The following is a 17,171-nucleotide window of genomic DNA, read 5'->3' as shown; positions in this document are numbered from 1 at the left end:
TTAGGAGATATGTTGTTCTATGCCTGATGGGGAAGTAGTGAATAAGTTACGAGATGTTATAGATAGAAAAATTCTAGATGCCCGTCGGGTATTCTTTTCTGAGCCTGTAACAGATAAGAGCGCAGCAGATGCTATTAAGAAACTTTGGTATTTAGAACTTACCAATCCTGGCCAGCCTATAGTCTTTGTGATTAATAGTCCTGGAGGATCTGTAGACGCAGGATTTGCAGTTTGGGATCAAATAAAAATGATGACATCTCCAGTAACTACTGTAGTTACAGGATTAGCAGCTTCTATGGGATCAGTACTGAGTTTGTGTGCCGCTCCGGGTCGTCGTTTTGCAACTCCTCATTCTCGTATTATGATTCATCAGCCATCTATAGGAGGTCCTATTACAGGACAAGCTACGGATTTAGATATTCATGCTCGTGAAATCTTAAAAACAAAGAAACGTATTGTTGATGTTTACTTAGAAGCTACGGGACAACCTCGAGAAGTCATTGAGAAAGCGATTGATCGAGATATGTGGATGACAGCAGATGAGGCCAGGGATTTTGGTTTGTTAGATGGTATCCTTTTCTCGTTCAATGATTTGTAATCTTTACTTATATTCTGGGGCAGGGAATCGCTTTATTCTTAGTGAAACTTGTCCCGATATTACGACGATTCCTAATCTATGTAAGCAATATCAAGTAGATGGATTTCTACTTGTCCTTCCTTCATCTATTGCTGATGCTAAACTCGTTATTTTCAATGATGATGGTTCTCGACCGAATATGTGTGGGAATGGCCTCCGTTGTGTTATAGCTCACTTATCTTCGGTATTAAATAAAGAGGGAATTTCTGTAGAAACCGACTCAGGGATATATTCTGGGAGGTTTCATTCTTGGGATCATGTCGTTGTGGACATGACTCTTCCAGATTGGAAATACCGTTGTCATAACCTCTCGCATACTATTTCAGAGCTTTCTCAAGAAGTCTTCAGTATTGATACGGGAGTTCCTCATATTGTTGTTTTTGTCAGAGACGTAACTTCTGTCCCTGTGGATCTATGGGGCAAGTTTTTACGTTATCATGAGGATTTTTCACCTCATGGAGCTAATGTGAACTTTATTGAGGCTATAAGTTCCAAGGAATTTCAGATACGTACTTATGAACGTGGATTAGAAAGAGAGTCTTTAGCTTGTGGTACTGGAGCTACAGCAGCGGCTTTGGTTGCAGCTAAACGTTACGGATTGTCAAATACTCGAATACATATTCAGACATGGAGTAATATTTTAATCAAAATCTTTTTAGATAATGATCGAGTATATCTTGAGGGGCCTGTAAATAAAGAAATCCTTCACTAAAGTTTTCAAATTTTTATATTGAATCCGAATAGAAAGAGGTTCAAAAACAGCTGAAGGAAGGAATATCTATCCGGAATTCTGTATTGTGAATTTATTCCTTCAAGGATAGATCTCTTGCCCTCTAACTCCGATTCTTTTATAATCTTGATTTATGACTATGTATCCTGTACCACAAAATCCTCTTTTACTACGTGCCCTGCGTCTTATGGACGCTTTCTCTAAGTCTGATGACGAGAGAGATTTTTATTTAGACCGTGTTGAGGGATTTATCCTCTATATTGATTTAGATAAAGATCAAGAAGACTTAGATAAGATCTATGAAGAATTAGAGGTAAATGCGGAACGCTACTGTCTAATTCCTAAATTGACGTTCTATGAAGTTAAGAAAATCATGGAAACGTTTATCAATGAAAAAATTTACGATATTGATACTAAAGAAAAATTTCTTGAGATCTTACAGTCTAAAAATGCTCGTGAGCAGTTTCTAGAATTTATCTACGATCATGAATCTGAATTAGAGAAGTGGCAGCAGTTTTATGTAGAACGTTCTCGAATACGTATTATTGAATGGTTACGTAACAATAAGTTTCATTTTGTCTTCGAGGAAGATTTAGACTTTACAAAGCATATTTTAGAACAATTTAAGATCCATCTTTTTGATACTAAAGTATCAAAAGAGTTATCACAAGCGCGTCAGCTTCTAGTGAACAAAGCTAAAGTTTATTATTCTAATGAAGCGTTAAACCCTCGTCCTAAACGAGGACGTCCTCCGAAGCAATCGGCAAAAGTAGAATCTGAGACAACGATCTCTAGTGATATTTATACTAAAGTACCCGCAGTTGCTCGACGTTTTCTATTCCTGCCAGAGATTACTTCGGCATCCTCGATCACATTTTCTGAGAAATTTGATACTGAAGAAGAATTTCTTGCACATCTTCGTGGATCAGGCCGTGTTGAAGATCAATTAAACCTTGCAAATCTTTCAGAAAGATTTGCATCGCTGAAAGAGCTTTCTGCGAAATTAGGTTATGATTCGCTATCTACAGGAGATTTCTTTGGAGATGATGACGATAGTGATGATGAGAAGCCTGCACCTAAAAGTAAGGCTCCTGCTAAGCGCGGTCGTAAGAAATCTTCATAGATTTCAGATCTTTTGTAATATCCAAATAGTAGCTGCTCCGAAGGCAAACTTTCTTTTTTTGCTTATTTGAAATTTTGTATCTTTGAAGATTTGTTCTAGGTAATGATCGCTAGGAAGATTTCTAATACTTTCAGCTAGATATTGGTAAGCTTGTTTATTTTTAGAATACCACCTTCCTAGCCAAGGAACTAAAGATTTTAGATATAACCGGTGTGCTAGATACATGGGATGGTTATTAGAAGGTGAGGTGAGTTCTAAGATCCCTAAGGATCCGTCCTGTTTTAAAATACGATAGATTTCATTAAGAGCATTTTTAGGATCGGGAAGATTCCGTAATCCATAAGCCATTGCTGCTAATGGTTGCGATTCTTGATCAATGGGTAGTTGGATAATATCTCCTTCTATGAAGGTGAAAGGAGCATTAGGGTAGCGTTGTTTTGCTCTTGAGAGCATATTTGAAGAGAAATCTACTAATATTGCTTTTGATCCTGGATAATCACGAATATATCTATAGGCGACCTTTCCTGTTCCTGAGCAAAGATCTAAAATACATTCTGACTTTCCTAACATTTTTGAAAACTTACGATTCCATAGATGATGCATCCCTAAAGATAAGATAGAATTTATCCGATCATATTTAGGAGCTAGAGAATCAAACATCTCCTGGAGATTAGGCTTGTTGGTAGATGGTTGCATAGTATTCTCGGAATCTTTCTAAGCCTGCATAGTCTTCTTCTCTTAGACGATAACGACATAAAGAGTAATACTCCTTAACACGAGCTTCTGGCAGCTGAGTGCGTTCTATAGCTTTTGCTATAGCTGCTTCGGGATGAGATTCAAAATAGCTTAATGAGCTTTCTAATGCTGCTTGTACAATATCACTTCCTTGAGGGTTATTAGTAAGAACAACAGCAAAGACAAAGGGTAATTGGGTAAGCTCGTACCATCCTTGAGCAAGATCATAGGTTGCAAATCCTGGGACATAAGGATGATGTAGAGCTTTATCGCCAATTAACAGTAAGCCATCATACTCGTCAGCTTTCTCGACGACCTCATCAGAAGAGAGTTGGATAATTTCTGGGATGGGAATATTCCACAAATGACGACAGAGAACATTCAGTAACATTACTGAAGAGCGACTTTCTTTTGTTGCTGCAATGCGGAGTTTTTCTGAGGTGAAAAACGTCGATGCAGCATAGAGATTTACACTAAGGATTTTCTTATGGGCAGCTATGCCAAATCCTGGAAGTTTCCCTAGGGGGTGGGTTAACAACCCTACTGCAGAGGTAAGAGCAAATTGTAAACTACCATCAAGGAGTTTCCCGAGTAGATCTGCTGGAGGTGCTGTATGAAGAAGAATATCCTTACATTTTGCAAGCTCTAGAGAAAAAGGAAAAGCGTTGATATAGCTTACACAACCTAAAGTTATACGTCTCTCGAGTTTGTCAGACATGGTATGCGTCCTTGTTTTTTAATGAGGCTTGCCATTCCCTCAATATCCATTTTTATATTTTGATTCGAAGAAGCCATCTGAAAAACCTTTTCTCCGATATGTGTGGATGAGAAATCATTAGCTCCACAAGATAGCAAATGTAGAGCCTGCTCGATTCCTAAGTAATTCCACAAGGCTTTTATATTTCTAAAATTATCTAGAAATAGTCTTGCAACAGCAATGATAGATGCTGGAACGATATTATGGGAACTGCCTAATTTGCGTAATCTTTTCCCTAGAGGGTTGTTTTCTGTTGCAAACTTCAACAATACAAAGTTCTTAAACCCTAAGGTATCATCTTGAAGATTTCGTAATTTATCCATATGTGTGACGATATCTTCAGGACGTTCTCTATGGTAACACAACATAGTGCTGTTACTAGGTATTCCAAGATTATGTGCTGCTTTATGAATGTCTAAGAAATCTTGGGAAGATAAACGTCCCGGAGCTAGGATCTGCCGTATTTCATCAACAAGGATATCAAACCCTCCTCCAGGAATAGAATCCAATCCAGCATTTTTCAGGATTTTCAATACTTCTATGACAGGAATATTGTGTAGATTGGCAAGGTAGGCATATTCAATACCTGTTAGTGCTTTAATATGGATATGAGGGAAGTTTCCCTTAATCTTACTAAATAGCTCGGTATAATAGTCTAAATTGCAATCTGGGAAGCATCCGGAAACGATATGTGTTTCTGTAATGGGAACATCTAAAGCACGGATTTTTTCTATTAATTGGTTTGGTGTATAAAACCATCCCTTGGGATCTCCTGGTTTTGCATAAAAAGCACAGAAGGTGCAGTTGAATTCACAGAAATTTGTGGGGTATAAATAAAACGTTGAAGAGTAGTAAACAACATCTCCAACGTATTTCTGGCGTACCATATTTGCAAATGCCCATAAGGCACGCTGGTCATCTTCATCTTCCAGAAGGAGCAAACGTAGGGCATCTTCTTTAGAAAGACGTGCTCCTTCTGTATAACTATCGAATAAATGTTTCATCCAAGAATTTTTAGGCAGAATGCGGGGGATGCGTGTCGTCGTCATAGGGTGGAGCCTTAGTTGTAGAATCAGATCGAGGTTGTTTATCGCATGCTTTTTTATGGCAACAGTCCGACTTTCCACATCCTTTAGATAGAGGTCTACCTAGGAGATAAGAGCCTATGAGTAAAATGACTATGCCTATTCCCAGTAGTGCTGTGGCGCAGCAAATAAGAAGAAAAAGAGTCATCATAAAAGATCAGCCTTTAATCGGTAGTATTAATGAAGATCTACCCAAATAGGGGAACTCCATGCCATAGATTGGTCTACTTGAGTTACTCTAAGATAGTAGAACACAAAAGGAATCTTTCCTTTAGGATCCTTAAGAGTTACTTTAGATAGAGGTTCCATATCATCGTATTCATAATCTAAATTGTTGCTATCGGGATGGAATGTTTTTATAACTTGCCCGTTACGGATAATCTCAACAGTTTTTAGTTGAGCTGTTCCTGCAACATATCCTGAGATGTGACGATTTACAGCAAGGCCGGGTTTTGTGGTTGTTGATAACTCAGAACCCATGGGAGCTGAGGTAATGTTAAAGCTAACGATGATTCTTGGTCCTGTAGTTGCATAGCAATGACGTTGATATAAAGCTTCTACAAGAGATTCTCGATTGTATTTGTTACATACAACGGCTGTGAGTCCTGGAGTGTATTGTTGTTGGTTAGTATCGAAGAATTTACTATAGATACCACGATCGTCAAGACCTCCAGCAACAAAACCAAAACGTAAGTTACGTTTTAATGCTTCTATTAATGTTCCCGATTCAACTTCAGAATCTGATCCTTTGATGGGGAAAATATTTCCCTCTTTTTCTGTTCTTTCTGAGCATCCCCAGGAGTTATAAATTTCTACAACACGTTCAAATTCCGGATGGAAGTTGTTAAAGTTAAATCCATAATGTTTCGATGCAGTGAAACATGGTATTGAGATAATTTCGTGAGCCGAAGTACTTTTATAGAGTTTTGATAAAGAAGCAATCTTACAGTCTTTATGTTTCGAACAAGATTTATTTTCTTTTACATAGAGAATTTGGCGAAGACCTTCTTCTCCAGGTTCTCCAAAATATTGTACACCGGATAAAGAGATAAAACGGTCTTCTTCATTAAAATCTCCTATAGTCTGGCTGATCATTTTCCAAAGATCAGGAGTTAAACCTTCCTGATTATCGAAAGATGACGAGGAATAAAAGTTTAATGCACAATCATCCCTAAAGTGTCGTAAACACGCCTCTATATTTTCTTCGGAATCTACGCGTTCTGATTCTCCGTGTAATAGACCCCACATAAGATTTGGAGCTGCGTCGGAGAAACATTTTATAGGTGCAGAGATGAAAATTTCGTTTGTCAGAAGATTTTTTAATTGAATTCTATAGATTCCGGGCTCGTTGAAGTAGAGATTAGGTAAAATAACGAACCCAGTTTCAGGAATAAATAATTGCCAATTGAGGTTTTCTCTTAGATGTTCGTAAGAAAGCTCAATACGTGTGTCCTCTGGAGAGAAATTTGTAAGGTTATTGAACTCATCTTCAAATCGTACAGTAATGTCGAAACGTTTATTCTTTACGACATAGGAGGGTGTAAAGATCTGAATATTTTTAAGAACATTACCTCGAATGTCCATAGTAAAGATATCCGGCTCATCATAATTTCCCTTACCTTCAGCATCTACATAAAGATAAAAAGGTTTTCTACGTTGAGTGAATAACTGAGCGCCGTTTCCTGCTTCATCTGTTTGTGGATGTTCTGGAGAAGGTCCAAGAATAATTGTGAGAGTTTCACCAGCTTCTAATTCGTAGGGGAGGGTGAATTCATACTGAGAAACAGGACTGTTAGGGATTGGGATGGTTACAGCAGTAAGAACGTCCCCTCTAGGTGTTTCTAAATAGATAGTATTACGAGGTTGTTTTAGATCGACGGAGGGGGTTTCCCAATCTACAGGTCTTCCTTGACATCCCAAGTCAAATTTAAGTTTCGTTCCTTCAGGAAGATAGTCAACTAGGGAGTAAAGAAATTTCCATGTGGATATTTGCCCAGCTCTAGCTACTGAAGGATTAACATAACAAACAGATCTGCGCATAGTAACATAGCGGGTTGGAATCAACTGAAGGCATTATCATATATGAGAAAAAGGTTTTTCTCAATCTTCGTCTTTGCTTAATGCTTGTAATGCTTCTTGTACGCTATTGAACATTTTAAAATATGAGAGGAATCCGGTAACGTATAGAGTTTGTTCTATTGTTTTAGGAACACAGGTAAGAACAATCTTTCCGGAGTGTTTTCCTACTTGGTGGTAGCTTTGTAAAAGTACACGAATGCCAGCACTAGACATATAGTCTAAATTCGCGCAGTCAAGGATGATATTTTTGATTCCTGAAGATAGGGATTGTGAGATAGTTTCTTGTACTTCCGGAGAAGAGATCCCATCAAGTTTTCCTTGGAGATGTAAGACAGCAGTGGTTCCGTGCTCTTCTTTTTGGATGTTATTCATTATCGATGATGCTCCCAAACCTATGGTGATTTCTCAAGACCTAACTCTCGTAAATCTTTAGGTTTTTTGCAAAGAGATTTTTCTATTCTTTTGTTTCTCTGTATATTGTAGGAGGTTACGTAGGAGATATCTTTTTTTTCCTTGGGGTAATTTTGAGTTTGCCTACACTACGTTCTGAGCAAGTAATAATTTCTATATCGAAATTTTCGTGATGAATTTTCATACCTTTTTGTGGGACAGCGCCGACTTTATGAAATACGTGTCCTCCTAAGGTATCATAACTATTTTCATGGTGGATTTTTAGATTAAAGTATTCCTCAGCGTCGGAAATATTCATACGTCCATCTACAATCCAAGAGTTCCCAACTTTTTTATAGGGGATATCTTCTTGAACATCATATTCATCAGAAATTTCCCCAAAGATTTCTTCGATAATATCTTCCATACTGACGATCCCTTCGGTAACGCCATATTCATTTACTATAATTGCTAGGTGGCGATGTTTCTGACGAAACTCTTGCAATAGGGAGTAAACTTTTTTGATTTCCGGAGCATATAACGGGGGTTTAGCTACTGAAGAGACGGGTTGAGAAGAATCTACAGATTTGGGGTACATCGCTAATAGATCTTTTACTAAGAGTACTCCAGTAATATTATCGATATTTTTCTTATATAGGGGAATTCGGCTATAGCCTTCTTCTACGATAGCTGGAAATGCATTACGAATAGGTGTGTCTTCTTGAATAGCAAAGATGTCTACTTTAGGAATCATAATTTCCCGAACGATCAACTTATCAAATGACGATACAGCTTCTGACAGTTGATTCTCCATTTCTGAGCTATGGATTTTAGGATCATCTGCATTGTTATTGATGAAGCGTTGAAAGGGAAGGAAAAACGCTTGGAATAGAGAAGAAACACAGCAGAGTGCTGAAGTGATCCCCTTATGAAGTTTTATATAATAAGGAAGGAAACCATAGGCTAGGGGAGCTGCTAGTATATACGTTGCCCAGAAGGCAAGGGATAAACTTCTGGTTTTAAATGTGTATTGAGAACAGATGTCGACTCCTAAAATTCCGTATAAGCTGAGTAATACGGAGGCTAAAAGAATCGGAGTATTTGACTGACAATGTAATTGGCGCTGTTTGTTATCCTCATCTTGTGCTTTGATAGGTTTTTGTGTAAGCGCCGTGGCAAACAGGAGGACGAGGATAGAAATTGCTAATAGGAAATCAAGCATTTTAATCTGATAAAAGTGCGTGTTTTTCTCTTAACATACATAGCGCTTGATTTTCTTTAACTCTCATTTTTTTTCTTTCTTCAGGAGTTTGGTCATCATATCCAAGCATGTGCAGAAGAGAATGGACAACATAACGAGAAATCTCTTCATATAGAAGATCGGAATCTTCAGCACGATCTTTTAAAAATCGTATAGCTGCTTTCGGGCTAATGAAGGCTTCACCAAGAATATGAGGTTGAGAAGGAATTTCCGGAGAATCTATAGGTAGGGTAATGGTATCTGTTAATGAAGGATCAGAGAATATTTCATCATGAAGTTGTGCCAAGGCTTCGTCTTCCAAGAAATAAATATATACTTGATCCGTCTGAATTTTCCAATGTTGTAGGCAACAAAGGACTAATTTTTTCGCTGATTGTATCCGAATGGGAACATCACTTTGCTTGTTGGAAATACAAACTTCTATAGGAACTTCTTTCAAGATAAATCAGCGTAGATTTTTTATTTCATTACAGGAGTTTTAGGAAGGCCTGTAGCTTTTTTTGCTGTAGCATCATTCCAACGGCCTAGTTTACGCAAAACGTCTATTCGTTCAAAACGCTTAAGTACGTTTCTTTTGGTTTCCCCTTTAATGGATTTACCGTAACTACGATGTCGTGACATAACTGGTACTCTAGTAACTAACTAATTTGTGGAATAAAAACACTTTCACTGCTTACAGCATTTTTGTGTGCTTTATAAGCGATTCTTGGAGCAGGTTTTGGATGAGTAATTGCATAAACAGGTTTACGCTTTTTTGGACTCATTGCTCTTCGACGAGCTTGTTTACTCATGCGTGTCATAAGATAACTCGATATTTAACTTTTTAATTCTCCAAAGTGATCGAGAGAAAGATCGGAGACTTATAATTAAGGAAAAGGATAATCGAAGGAACGTTTTTTTTCAATAGGGTGACCCATTTATCATTGAGGATTTTGTCCTAAAGCTTCAGCAATTGGGGAACATGAGGTATTTGATCCCGAGGTAAGTACGCCACAAGAGATAATATATTTGAAAGCGTCCTCAATTTTCATATCTAAGAAAGTAATATCAGATTTTTTAAAAAGGGTGAGGAAACCTGAAGTAGGGTTTGGTGTTGTAGGGATAAATACTGTAATCATGGGATCTTCGGGATCATCAGAACAGATATTTGGTGCATCTCCGGCAACGAGACCGATACAACGTGTTTGTGCGTTGGGGAAGGGAACCATGACAACTTGTTTGAATGACCCGGATTGGGATCCGAAGATTGTTGTCATGACTTGTTGAGCAGCTTTATAAACAGTTTTTATGATAGGGATTTTGTGAAGAATTTTATCATAAATAGATAGCAAAGATTTGAAGATCATTAAACGCGCAAGAAATCCTAGAAGGACTGTAGCGAAGAATAATCCGAACAGGAGGATAATTTGTAAGACAAATTTTAGCAGAGCTTTGTGTTTAGAATAGAAGCTGATACGTTCGAAAAATCCTGAAACCAGGCCAACAAACGGCTGAGTAAGGAAATTCATTATCATTCCGACAATAGCAAGAGTGATTGCTAAGGGAAGAAGGATAACCAGGCCTGTAATAAAGTGTTTTTTCATAAATCGCTATTGTTGTGTTAGAGAATTTCTAGTTTTAATCGAATCTAACATAAGAGCAGAGTTTATGATATGACTCCATAATATTTTGTTAGATTTTTTCATAATGTCAGTAACTAGAATATTTATATTCCTTATTTTTAATTTTTTTTAGCAATTTTCCATGCTTTTTTTTCTAAAAATTTCTTTAATTTTTTATATTTAATAAAAACCTCCAGGGAAGATCGCGGTATTCTTCGGCATAGTCAATACCTATGCGAGGTGTTTGTGTAATTGTTCCTGAGACTTTCTCTTTGCTTATATGGATATTTTGTGAGGTAAGAGAGTGGGTATTATGTTTAAGGGTAAGATTGAGAGCTTGGCAGACTTTGCCTGGTCCATTGGCAAGCAGATGTTTGGGTTTATTTTCCCATTGGCGTCTTTGAATCATAGTCTCTTCTCCCTCGTGAGGAAGAATAGCACGAATCAATACTGCATGGGGAAGATCTTGATGTCCGGTCACTACATTGAATAGAGAGTGCATACCATAGCAGCGATAGATATAAGCAATACCCCCACGGCTATACATAGGACTATTTCTTTTTGTTTTTCTATAGTTGTAGGCATGACAGGCTTTATCATCTGGTCCACGATATGCTTCTGTTTCTACGATAAATCCTGAAGTTATTTTTCCTGAGAGTTTGGTGATGAGAATATGTCCCAGTAACTCTTTTGCTAAATGAAGAACATCATCGTCTAGGAAAAAACTTTCAGGAAGCATTATTCTGTTTTCCTTTTTCTTCTAGTTCTAGGTTTTTTTTCAGGAGTAGATTGTTTTTTACCACTTGTTTTTGGTGTTTTTGTTACCAAGGACCAGGTAATTGCCTGATTGAGGAGATTTACTTCTGCAAGTTTTATTTCTATTGTTGCTCCGGGGCGCATTTTACTTGGAAGATCATCGGGAGAGGTTTTCTTTTTCAAGGAGTATTCTTTGGGCAATTGCGCTGCTGGAATACAACCTTCTTGGCAAAACTCTGGAACAGTAAAGGAAATTCCTTCAGGATTGGTTGTGATGATAAAGCCTTTATAAATTGTTTCGGGTTGTTCCTTTAAGAACTTATCTAAGAAGCGAGTCTTTTTAAGATTCTCGAAAGCAAATTCGGCTTTTGCTGCTATGCGCTCTTGTGTTGAGCATGCTCTTACGATATGTTCTAGGCGAGTTTCTTCTATCGACATGGGATGAAATAGAAGTCTATGAACAACAAGATCGATATAGCGACGGATTGGACTTGTAAAATGTGTATAGAAGTCGAGTTTTAATCCGTAATGCCCCTTATTTTCTGTTGAATATGAGGCTGTTTTCATACTGCGGACAAACTGTGAATGTAGGATAGATTCTAGAGGGTGTCCTGCAGAGCTTTCTTGTAGTAAGTATTGGTAATCAGGTTCTTGAGCTGGGGTCATGATAATATCAAAACCCATAGCTTTTGCCATTTCTTGGAAGGAGAGCAGGCTGTCATCATTTGGAGATTCATGAATTCTAAATGGTAGTGTAACTCCTTGATGGGAAATATGATAGGCAATCACTTCATTAGCTTTAAGCATAAACTCTTCAATGAGTTTATGTGATAGAGTTTGTCGTGTTTCTATAAGCGCTACGGGTTCTTGCAGGTTATCTAGTGACATAGTAAATGAGGGAAGAACGAGTCGGATGCAACCACGTTTTTCTCGAATATTTGCGAATTTCTCGCTTAACTCTGCCATAGCAAGGAGAGTTTTTGATATAGGGTGGGGTTGTTTGTTTTCTACAATCTCATCTACTTCATCGTAGGTCATACGGTATTTACTCCGAATCACGCTACGGAATACTTCGTAATCAGATAAATGTCCTTCCTTGGTAAAAGTCATAAATACGGACACAGCAAGCCTATCCACATTGGGTTTTAAGCTGCAAAGATTATCAGAAAGTGCTGAAGGTAACATAGGTATCACTTTCCCAGGAAAGTAGATAGAATTACATCTTTTACTTGCTTCTTGATCTAGAGCGGAATGTGGTGTTACGTAATGAGAGACGTCTGCGATATGGACGCCAAGGATATAATTATCATTATTATCATAAGTTAACGATACGGCATCGTCGAAATCCTTTGCAGTTATCGAATCGATAGTAAAGCATAGGAGATCGCGAAGGTCTTTTCGTGATCGTAGAGCTTGACTAATATGCTTTTGTGAAAAATGGCTAGTTTCTTCAATAACAGCTTCTGGGAAGTCTTCTTCAATAGCGAATTCAGCTTTTATACAGGGGAAGTCTGACTTAGCATTGGAGATATTGCCGATAAATTCGAGCATTTCCAATGGAGGAGGTTCTTTAGATTCAGGTTTTTCCTTCCATGCAGGAGTGCTGAGTAATAAACGATCCCCAAGTTTATAAGAACGTTTAGGAAGAAGAATCGCTTTTACAGGGATATCTGGTCCCAAGGCATTAACACATACAAGAGCGGTTGTTGCATCAATCACTGAAGTTATAGTTCCTACAAGAACTGTCTTTCCTCTAGATACGACTTGGTGAATTACTCCTTTTCTTTTTTCTCCTTCTTTAGAATTTGGAAAAAGAGAGACAACTACATGGTCTCCATCTAGAGCACCTTTTAGATCTCTTGCGGGAATAAAAATATCAAAGGGGTATTCTTCGGGATGGTCAGGAGTAACGAATCCAAAACCTTTCTTAGCATGAACAAATAGGACACCGGAAATTAAGATTTGCTTGGAGCTTCTTCTAAAGCCTTTGGGTCTTCTTTTTCTTATTTTTTTCACCAACTCTGCTCCATGTCTGGAATTATAATTTTCATGGGTTTACCTAGCCTTTGTTGGATGTTTTTAATGCAAAGATATTTTTATGGATAGGGTTAAAAAGAAAATTCCCTATCTCTCTGTAGAGAAATAGGGAATAGAAGATAAGATTTTTAGGATATTAATCGTTAGGTTTATCTACGATTTCAACATCCGCATCCTCAATGTTGTCGTTATTTGAGCTTGAAGAAGCAGAATTTCCTGAAGGTGGTTTTGTACTGAAGCTATGTTTTTTCAAATCTTCTGTATTGATATTAGGACCGCCTTGAGCGTTAGCAGCTGAAGATGCAGCAGCAGATGCGGATTGTGATTGCATAGCTTCTCCAATCTTTTGCATATGACGGCTGAGTTCTTCGGAAGCTTCTTTGATTGTCTCAACAGGAGCATCTTCTTTAAGAGCTTTACGAACTTTTTCTATACGCTCTTCAATTTCTTTGACTAAAGATTCAGGGATATTTTCTTTATAATCACTGATGGCTTTTTCAGCTCTGAAGATCATACTATCAGCTTCATTTCTTACGTCGGAAGCTTCGCGGCGTTTTTTATCTTCCTCTTTATTTTTCTCGGCATCATTGATCATTCTTTGGATTTCATCTTCTTTTAATCCAGAGCTTGCTTCGATACGGATTTTTTGCTCACGACCGCTAGCAGCATCTTTTGCAGATACATGAAGAATCCCGTTAGCATCGATATCAAAAGCAACTTCGATTTGAGGATGTCCTCGAGGTGCTGGAGGGATATCTGTAAGGTCAAATCTTCCGATTTCTTTATTGTCTTTTGCCATAGGGCGTTCCCCTTGTAAGACAACAATAGTTACTGCGGGTTGGTTATCTGCAGCTGTTGAGAAAATTTGTTTTTTCTGTGTAGGGATAGTAGTATTTCTCTCTACGAGGGGAGTCATCACACCTCCGAGAGTTTCAATACCTAAGGAAAGAGGAATCACGTCGAGAAGTAGAACATCTTTTACTTCACCACCAAGAACACCCCCTTGAATAGCCGCTCCAATAGCAACAACTTCATCAGGGTTTACGCCTTTATTTGGTTCTTTACCGAAGAGAGATTTTACAACTTCTTGAACCGCAGGCATTCTTGACATGCCCCCAACGAGCAATACGTCATCAATATCGCTTGCAGAGAGTTTCGCATCTGCTAAAGCTTTTTGACATGGAGCTTTTGTACGTTCAATTAAACTAGAAGCTAACTTTTCAAAATGTGCACGTGTTAATGTTAGGGTTAAGTGTTTAGGCCCACTAGCATCCATAGTGATAAATGGCTGATTAATCTCTGTGGAAGACATTCCTGAAAGTTCGATTTTTGCTTTTTCAGCAGCATCTTTAAGTCTTTGAAGAGCCATATTATCTTTGCTAAGATCAATGCCTTCTTGTTTTTGGAATTCTTCGATCATCCATTTAATAATAACTTCATCAAAGTCATCTCCTCCTAAATGAGTATCCCCATTTGTGGAAAGCACTTCAAATACGCCATCACCAATCTCTAAGATGGAGATATCGAAAGTTCCTCCTCCAAGGTCAAAAACAGCGATTTTCTTATCACCAGCTTTATCAATTCCATAGGCAAGAGCTGCAGCTGTTGGTTCAGGAATAATACGTTTGACATCTAAGCCTGCGATACGTCCAGCATCTTTTGTAGAAGCTCTTTGAGAATCGTTGAAATAGGCTGGAACAGTAATTACAGCTTCTGTAACGGGTTCTCCAAGATACGCTTCAGCAGTCTCTTTCATCTTTATAAGAACTTGAGCGCCAATTTCTTCAGGTGTGTATTGTTTTCCATCTACTAGGAAGACGACATCACCATTAGATCCTGAAGCTACCTTATATGGGACTGTTTTAATTTCAGACTCCACTTCAGAATGTTTTCTTCCAATGAAACGTTTTGTAGAGGCTAATGTTTTTTCAGGATTTGTGACAGCCTGTCTTTTTGCAGGAATTCCTACTAAAGTTTCGTTCCCTTTGAATGCTACGATAGAAGGTGTTGTGCGTGTTCCTTCCGAAGAGGTAATGACTTTAGCTTGCCCACCTTCCATTACAGATACGCAGGAGTTGGTTGTTCCTAAGTCTATCCCTATAATTTTACCAGATTTTTTTTGTTCGCTCATGATTCTTACCTAATCTCTAGGGGGTTCATTTTATTTTTCTACTTCTTCTTTTTCTTGAGGTGTGGGTGCTTTTGCTACTTTGACTTTCGCAACGCGTATGGGGCGATCTCCGATTTTATAGCCTTTAGCAAATTCTTCCACGATAGTACCTTCGGGGACTTTTGTAGTTTCTTCTGTTTCCACTGCTTCGTGTAAAAATGGATTAAATTTTTGTCCTACTGAGGAGTATTCAACGATACCTTTCTCTTCGAAAACTTGTTTAAATTGTTGTAGGATCATGTTAAATCCTAACGCCCAATTTTTCACTTCGTCTGACATCTGTGATGCAAATCCTAAAGCTTTTTCCATGCTTTCTATAGGAACTAAAAAGTCTATAAGAGCATTTTCTACTGCATATTGCATCATCTCTTGACGTTCTTTTTGCATACGCTTGCGAGCGTTTTCTGATTCCGCAAGGACCATTAAGTATTTATCGTTTTTTTCTTTTAACTCTGCTTTTAATGTGGCTATTTCTTGTTGGAGATCCTGCATCTCATTATCAGAGGTAGGAACTGAAGGATTTTCCGCCTCATGTTCATTAGAGGAATCTGTCATGACGTCTCCTTAGGGGGTAATAGTTTTATAGAAGAGTATCTTGCCAGTAATGTGGGTTCTTTGGAGAGTTTAGGATCGGAAGGACAAGGTCTTCTGAAGGATAATTTAAACTTATAAAAACTTTGAGTTAGGCTTGCTTTGATTTTTTCTGCAAATATTGTGAGTGTTCTATAAATCTCTTTATAAGGAAGATTTATAGGACCTAATACGCCAAAGGCTCCTAACGGAGTGCGATTCATATAGTAAGGAGTCGTAATAACAGCACACTGTGGATTTGGGGTTCCAAAAATATCGGAGAGTTCATTTCCTATAAATGCTGTGGGGCGGTCTCTGTGCATACCAATATCTAAAAGTTTGCACATATGGCGTCGATTCTCAAAAAATGATAACCCTAAAGCTAACATATCGGGATCTTTGAAAGATTCATATCTTAGGAGTCTGGATAATCCTGTTTGATATAAATCTTCTTCACTGAAGTTGCAGTAACGGGTGAGATAACGTACTACGACTTCATTATATAAGGTCATCCCTAAATCCTCTTCTTTTTGTGAGAGAATTTCTGTTGGAGGTTGTTTACGAACATAACTTTGCAGGAATGTTTCGATACGTTTTAACGAAGATGGATTTGAGATTTCTGATAGCCATAGGGTATCTGTAAATACCTGACCAAATTCTGTAGATAGAATAACGACGGCACGTTGTTCATCTACAAGAGAAAGTTGGATATTGGTTACAGAGTCATTTTCAAATCGCGGTGAAGAGAAACATGTAGGCAATTGTAGAGCTTCGCCTAGGATTTCTGACGCTTTCTGTAAATCTTTAACGATATTTTGACTCTCTTCAGGTAACTGATTTAATAGGTTCATTATAGATTCGGGTAGTTCGTCTTCAGAACAATCCGCACAGTGATCTACGTAGTAACGAAAAGCTAAATCCGTGGGGATTCTTCCCCCGGAGATATGATTTTTCTTTAGAAATCCTTCTGCTTCTAACTCTGAAAAATAATTGCGAATAGTTGCCGTACTCAGATTGGAACATTCATATTCCTTCAGAGTTTTCGATCCGACTGGTTGACCTGTTTTTAAATACAGTTCTGTCGTTGTTAAGAGTATGTAAAGAATCTTAGACTCTCGTTTTGAGATCCACGATCTGGACATGTCAGTTTTCCAATATAAGTAATCTGTTCGCTGGTGATTATTATAGGAAAATGATCCCCCCAGGTCAAGGTTATTTAGCACTCTCTTCCAAAGAATGC

The 17,171-nt window shown here is 38.0% G+C and carries 19 protein-coding genes; 3 read left to right on the top strand and 16 right to left on the bottom strand.

Features of this window, described 5'->3' with window-relative positions:
• Positions 1 to 19 precede the first annotated feature (19 nt).
• The 3 genes from O1W69_RS00335 (at position 20) to O1W69_RS00325 (ending at position 2,490) form a co-directional block, all read left to right on the top strand.
• Positions 20 to 598 (top strand): ATP-dependent Clp protease proteolytic subunit, encoded by a 579-nt coding sequence (locus tag O1W69_RS00335; RefSeq protein ID WP_375793572.1) that lies wholly within the window; start codon positions 20 to 22, stop codon positions 596 to 598.
• Positions 567 to 1,349: a bifunctional diaminopimelate epimerase/glutamate racemase gene (gene dapF / locus O1W69_RS00330; RefSeq protein WP_375793571.1), complete on the top strand. Its 783-nt coding sequence runs from the start codon at positions 567 to 569 to the stop codon at positions 1,347 to 1,349. The genes O1W69_RS00335 and dapF overlap by 32 nt, the downstream gene beginning before the upstream one ends.
• A gap of 151 nt (positions 1,350 to 1,500) precedes the next feature.
• Entirely contained in the window at positions 1,501 to 2,490 is a 990-nt protein-coding gene (locus O1W69_RS00325; protein ID WP_375793570.1) for a UPF0158 family protein, read from the top strand.
• 3 nt (positions 2,491 to 2,493) lie between these two features.
• On the opposite strand, the gene ubiE is transcribed toward O1W69_RS00325, so the two are convergent.
• The 16 genes from ubiE to hrcA form a co-directional block, all read right to left on the bottom strand.
• Positions 2,494 to 3,186 (bottom strand): bifunctional demethylmenaquinone methyltransferase/2-methoxy-6-polyprenyl-1,4-benzoquinol methylase UbiE, encoded by a 693-nt coding sequence (ubiE, locus tag O1W69_RS00320; RefSeq protein ID WP_375793569.1) that lies wholly within the window; start codon positions 3,184 to 3,186, stop codon positions 2,494 to 2,496.
• A complete protein-coding gene (locus O1W69_RS00315; RefSeq protein ID WP_375793568.1) occupies positions 3,161 to 3,943 on the bottom strand; it encodes a menaquinone biosynthesis protein in 783 nt (260 codons plus the stop codon). Before O1W69_RS00315 ends, ubiE begins: the two co-directional genes overlap by 26 nt.
• Complete coding sequence (locus O1W69_RS00310) at positions 3,916 to 5,031, bottom strand: CofH family radical SAM protein (RefSeq protein ID WP_375793567.1); 1,116 nt, start codon at positions 5,029 to 5,031, stop codon at positions 3,916 to 3,918. Before O1W69_RS00310 ends, O1W69_RS00315 begins: the two co-directional genes overlap by 28 nt.
• Complete coding sequence (locus O1W69_RS00305) at positions 4,997 to 5,218, bottom strand: hypothetical protein (protein WP_375793566.1); 222 nt, start codon at positions 5,216 to 5,218, stop codon at positions 4,997 to 4,999. Before O1W69_RS00305 ends, O1W69_RS00310 begins: the two co-directional genes overlap by 35 nt.
• Positions 5,219 to 5,244: 26 nt before the next feature.
• Positions 5,245 to 7,107 carry a DUF3604 domain-containing protein gene (locus O1W69_RS00300; RefSeq protein WP_375793565.1) on the bottom strand — a complete coding sequence of 621 codons (1,863 nt, stop codon included), beginning with the start codon at positions 7,105 to 7,107 and terminating at the stop codon, positions 5,245 to 5,247.
• 60 nt (positions 7,108 to 7,167) lie between these two features.
• Complete coding sequence (locus tag O1W69_RS00295) at positions 7,168 to 7,518, bottom strand: anti-sigma factor antagonist (RefSeq protein WP_375793564.1); 351 nt, start codon at positions 7,516 to 7,518, stop codon at positions 7,168 to 7,170.
• Positions 7,519 to 7,633: 115 nt separating this feature from the next.
• Entirely contained in the window at positions 7,634 to 8,758 is a 1,125-nt protein-coding gene (locus tag O1W69_RS00290) for a transporter associated domain-containing protein (RefSeq protein ID WP_375793563.1), read from the bottom strand.
• A 1-nt stretch (position 8,759) separates the two neighbouring features.
• Positions 8,760 to 9,236, bottom strand: coding sequence for an rRNA maturation RNase YbeY (gene ybeY, locus O1W69_RS00285; protein ID WP_375793562.1), 477 nt, complete (start codon positions 9,234 to 9,236; stop codon positions 8,760 to 8,762).
• 20 nt (positions 9,237 to 9,256) lie between these two features.
• Positions 9,257 to 9,418: a small basic protein gene (locus O1W69_RS00280; protein ID WP_117273925.1), complete on the bottom strand. Its 162-nt coding sequence runs from the start codon at positions 9,416 to 9,418 to the stop codon at positions 9,257 to 9,259.
• Between the two features lie 17 nt (positions 9,419 to 9,435).
• Positions 9,436 to 9,597 carry a hypothetical protein gene (locus tag O1W69_RS00275; protein WP_375793561.1) on the bottom strand — a complete coding sequence of 54 codons (162 nt, stop codon included), beginning with the start codon at positions 9,595 to 9,597 and terminating at the stop codon, positions 9,436 to 9,438.
• 120 nt (positions 9,598 to 9,717) lie between these two features.
• Positions 9,718 to 10,380, bottom strand: a complete 663-nt coding sequence (locus O1W69_RS00270; RefSeq protein ID WP_375793560.1) for a DUF502 domain-containing protein — start codon at positions 10,378 to 10,380, stop codon at positions 9,718 to 9,720.
• Between the two features lie 184 nt (positions 10,381 to 10,564).
• The gene (locus O1W69_RS00265; protein ID WP_375793559.1) at positions 10,565 to 11,137 is read right to left on the bottom strand and encodes a DNA-3-methyladenine glycosylase; all 573 of its coding nucleotides are present in this window, start codon (positions 11,135 to 11,137) and stop codon (positions 10,565 to 10,567) included.
• Positions 11,137 to 13,161 (bottom strand): ribonuclease R family protein, encoded by a 2,025-nt coding sequence (locus tag O1W69_RS00260; RefSeq protein WP_375794012.1) that lies wholly within the window; start codon positions 13,159 to 13,161, stop codon positions 11,137 to 11,139. Before O1W69_RS00260 ends, O1W69_RS00265 begins: the two co-directional genes overlap by 1 nt.
• Before the next feature lie 166 nt (positions 13,162 to 13,327).
• Positions 13,328 to 15,322, bottom strand: coding sequence for a molecular chaperone DnaK (gene dnaK, locus O1W69_RS00255; RefSeq protein WP_375793558.1), 1,995 nt, complete (start codon positions 15,320 to 15,322; stop codon positions 13,328 to 13,330).
• 30 nt (positions 15,323 to 15,352) lie between these two features.
• Positions 15,353 to 15,916: a nucleotide exchange factor GrpE gene (locus O1W69_RS00250; RefSeq protein ID WP_375793557.1), complete on the bottom strand. Its 564-nt coding sequence runs from the start codon at positions 15,914 to 15,916 to the stop codon at positions 15,353 to 15,355.
• Positions 15,913 to 17,073 carry a heat-inducible transcriptional repressor HrcA gene (gene hrcA / locus O1W69_RS00245; protein WP_375793556.1) on the bottom strand — a complete coding sequence of 387 codons (1,161 nt, stop codon included), beginning with the start codon at positions 17,071 to 17,073 and terminating at the stop codon, positions 15,913 to 15,915. Before hrcA ends, O1W69_RS00250 begins: the two co-directional genes overlap by 4 nt.
• Positions 17,074 to 17,171 lie beyond the last annotated feature (98 nt).

The sequence above is a fragment of the Chlamydia sp. 12-01 genome, assembly GCF_042234205.1.
Lineage (GTDB): Bacteria > Chlamydiota > Chlamydiia > Chlamydiales > Chlamydiaceae > Chlamydia.
Note: the sequence above shows the minus strand (reverse complement) of the source record. Positions and strands in the feature narration are given on the sequence as shown.

Bases quoted from the DNA above. Each gene is read 5' to 3' on its own strand.
- O1W69_RS00315 (WP_375793568.1), bottom strand. From the start codon at position 3,943: ATGTCTGACAAACTCGAGAGACGTATAACTTTAGGTTGTGTAAGCTAT.
- dnaK (WP_375793558.1), bottom strand. From the start codon at position 15,322: ATGAGCGAACAAAAAAAATCTGGTAAAATTATAGGGATAGACTTAGGA.
- O1W69_RS00310 (WP_375793567.1), bottom strand. From the start codon at position 5,031: ATGACGACGACACGCATCCCCCGCATTCTGCCTAAAAATTCTTGGATG.
- O1W69_RS00305 (WP_375793566.1), bottom strand. From the start codon at position 5,218: ATGATGACTCTTTTTCTTCTTATTTGCTGCGCCACAGCACTACTGGGA.
- hrcA (WP_375793556.1), bottom strand. From the start codon at position 17,073: ATGTCCAGATCGTGGATCTCAAAACGAGAGTCTAAGATTCTTTACATA.
- O1W69_RS00300 (WP_375793565.1), bottom strand. From the start codon at position 7,107: ATGCGCAGATCTGTTTGTTATGTTAATCCTTCAGTAGCTAGAGCTGGG.
- O1W69_RS00275 (WP_375793561.1), bottom strand. From the start codon at position 9,597: ATGACACGCATGAGTAAACAAGCTCGTCGAAGAGCAATGAGTCCAAAA.
- ubiE (WP_375793569.1), bottom strand. From the start codon at position 3,186: ATGCAACCATCTACCAACAAGCCTAATCTCCAGGAGATGTTTGATTCT.
- O1W69_RS00280 (WP_117273925.1), bottom strand. From the start codon at position 9,418: ATGTCACGACATCGTAGTTACGGTAAATCCATTAAAGGGGAAACCAAA.
- O1W69_RS00335 (WP_375793572.1), top strand. From the start codon at position 20: ATGCCTGATGGGGAAGTAGTGAATAAGTTACGAGATGTTATAGATAGA.
- O1W69_RS00250 (WP_375793557.1), bottom strand. From the start codon at position 15,916: ATGACAGATTCCTCTAATGAACATGAGGCGGAAAATCCTTCAGTTCCT.
- dapF (WP_375793571.1), top strand. From the start codon at position 567: ATGGTATCCTTTTCTCGTTCAATGATTTGTAATCTTTACTTATATTCT.
- O1W69_RS00295 (WP_375793564.1), bottom strand. From the start codon at position 7,518: ATGAATAACATCCAAAAAGAAGAGCACGGAACCACTGCTGTCTTACAT.
- O1W69_RS00265 (WP_375793559.1), bottom strand. From the start codon at position 11,137: ATGCTTCCTGAAAGTTTTTTCCTAGACGATGATGTTCTTCATTTAGCA.
- O1W69_RS00270 (WP_375793560.1), bottom strand. From the start codon at position 10,380: ATGAAAAAACACTTTATTACAGGCCTGGTTATCCTTCTTCCCTTAGCA.
- O1W69_RS00290 (WP_375793563.1), bottom strand. From the start codon at position 8,758: ATGCTTGATTTCCTATTAGCAATTTCTATCCTCGTCCTCCTGTTTGCC.
- O1W69_RS00325 (WP_375793570.1), top strand. From the start codon at position 1,501: ATGACTATGTATCCTGTACCACAAAATCCTCTTTTACTACGTGCCCTG.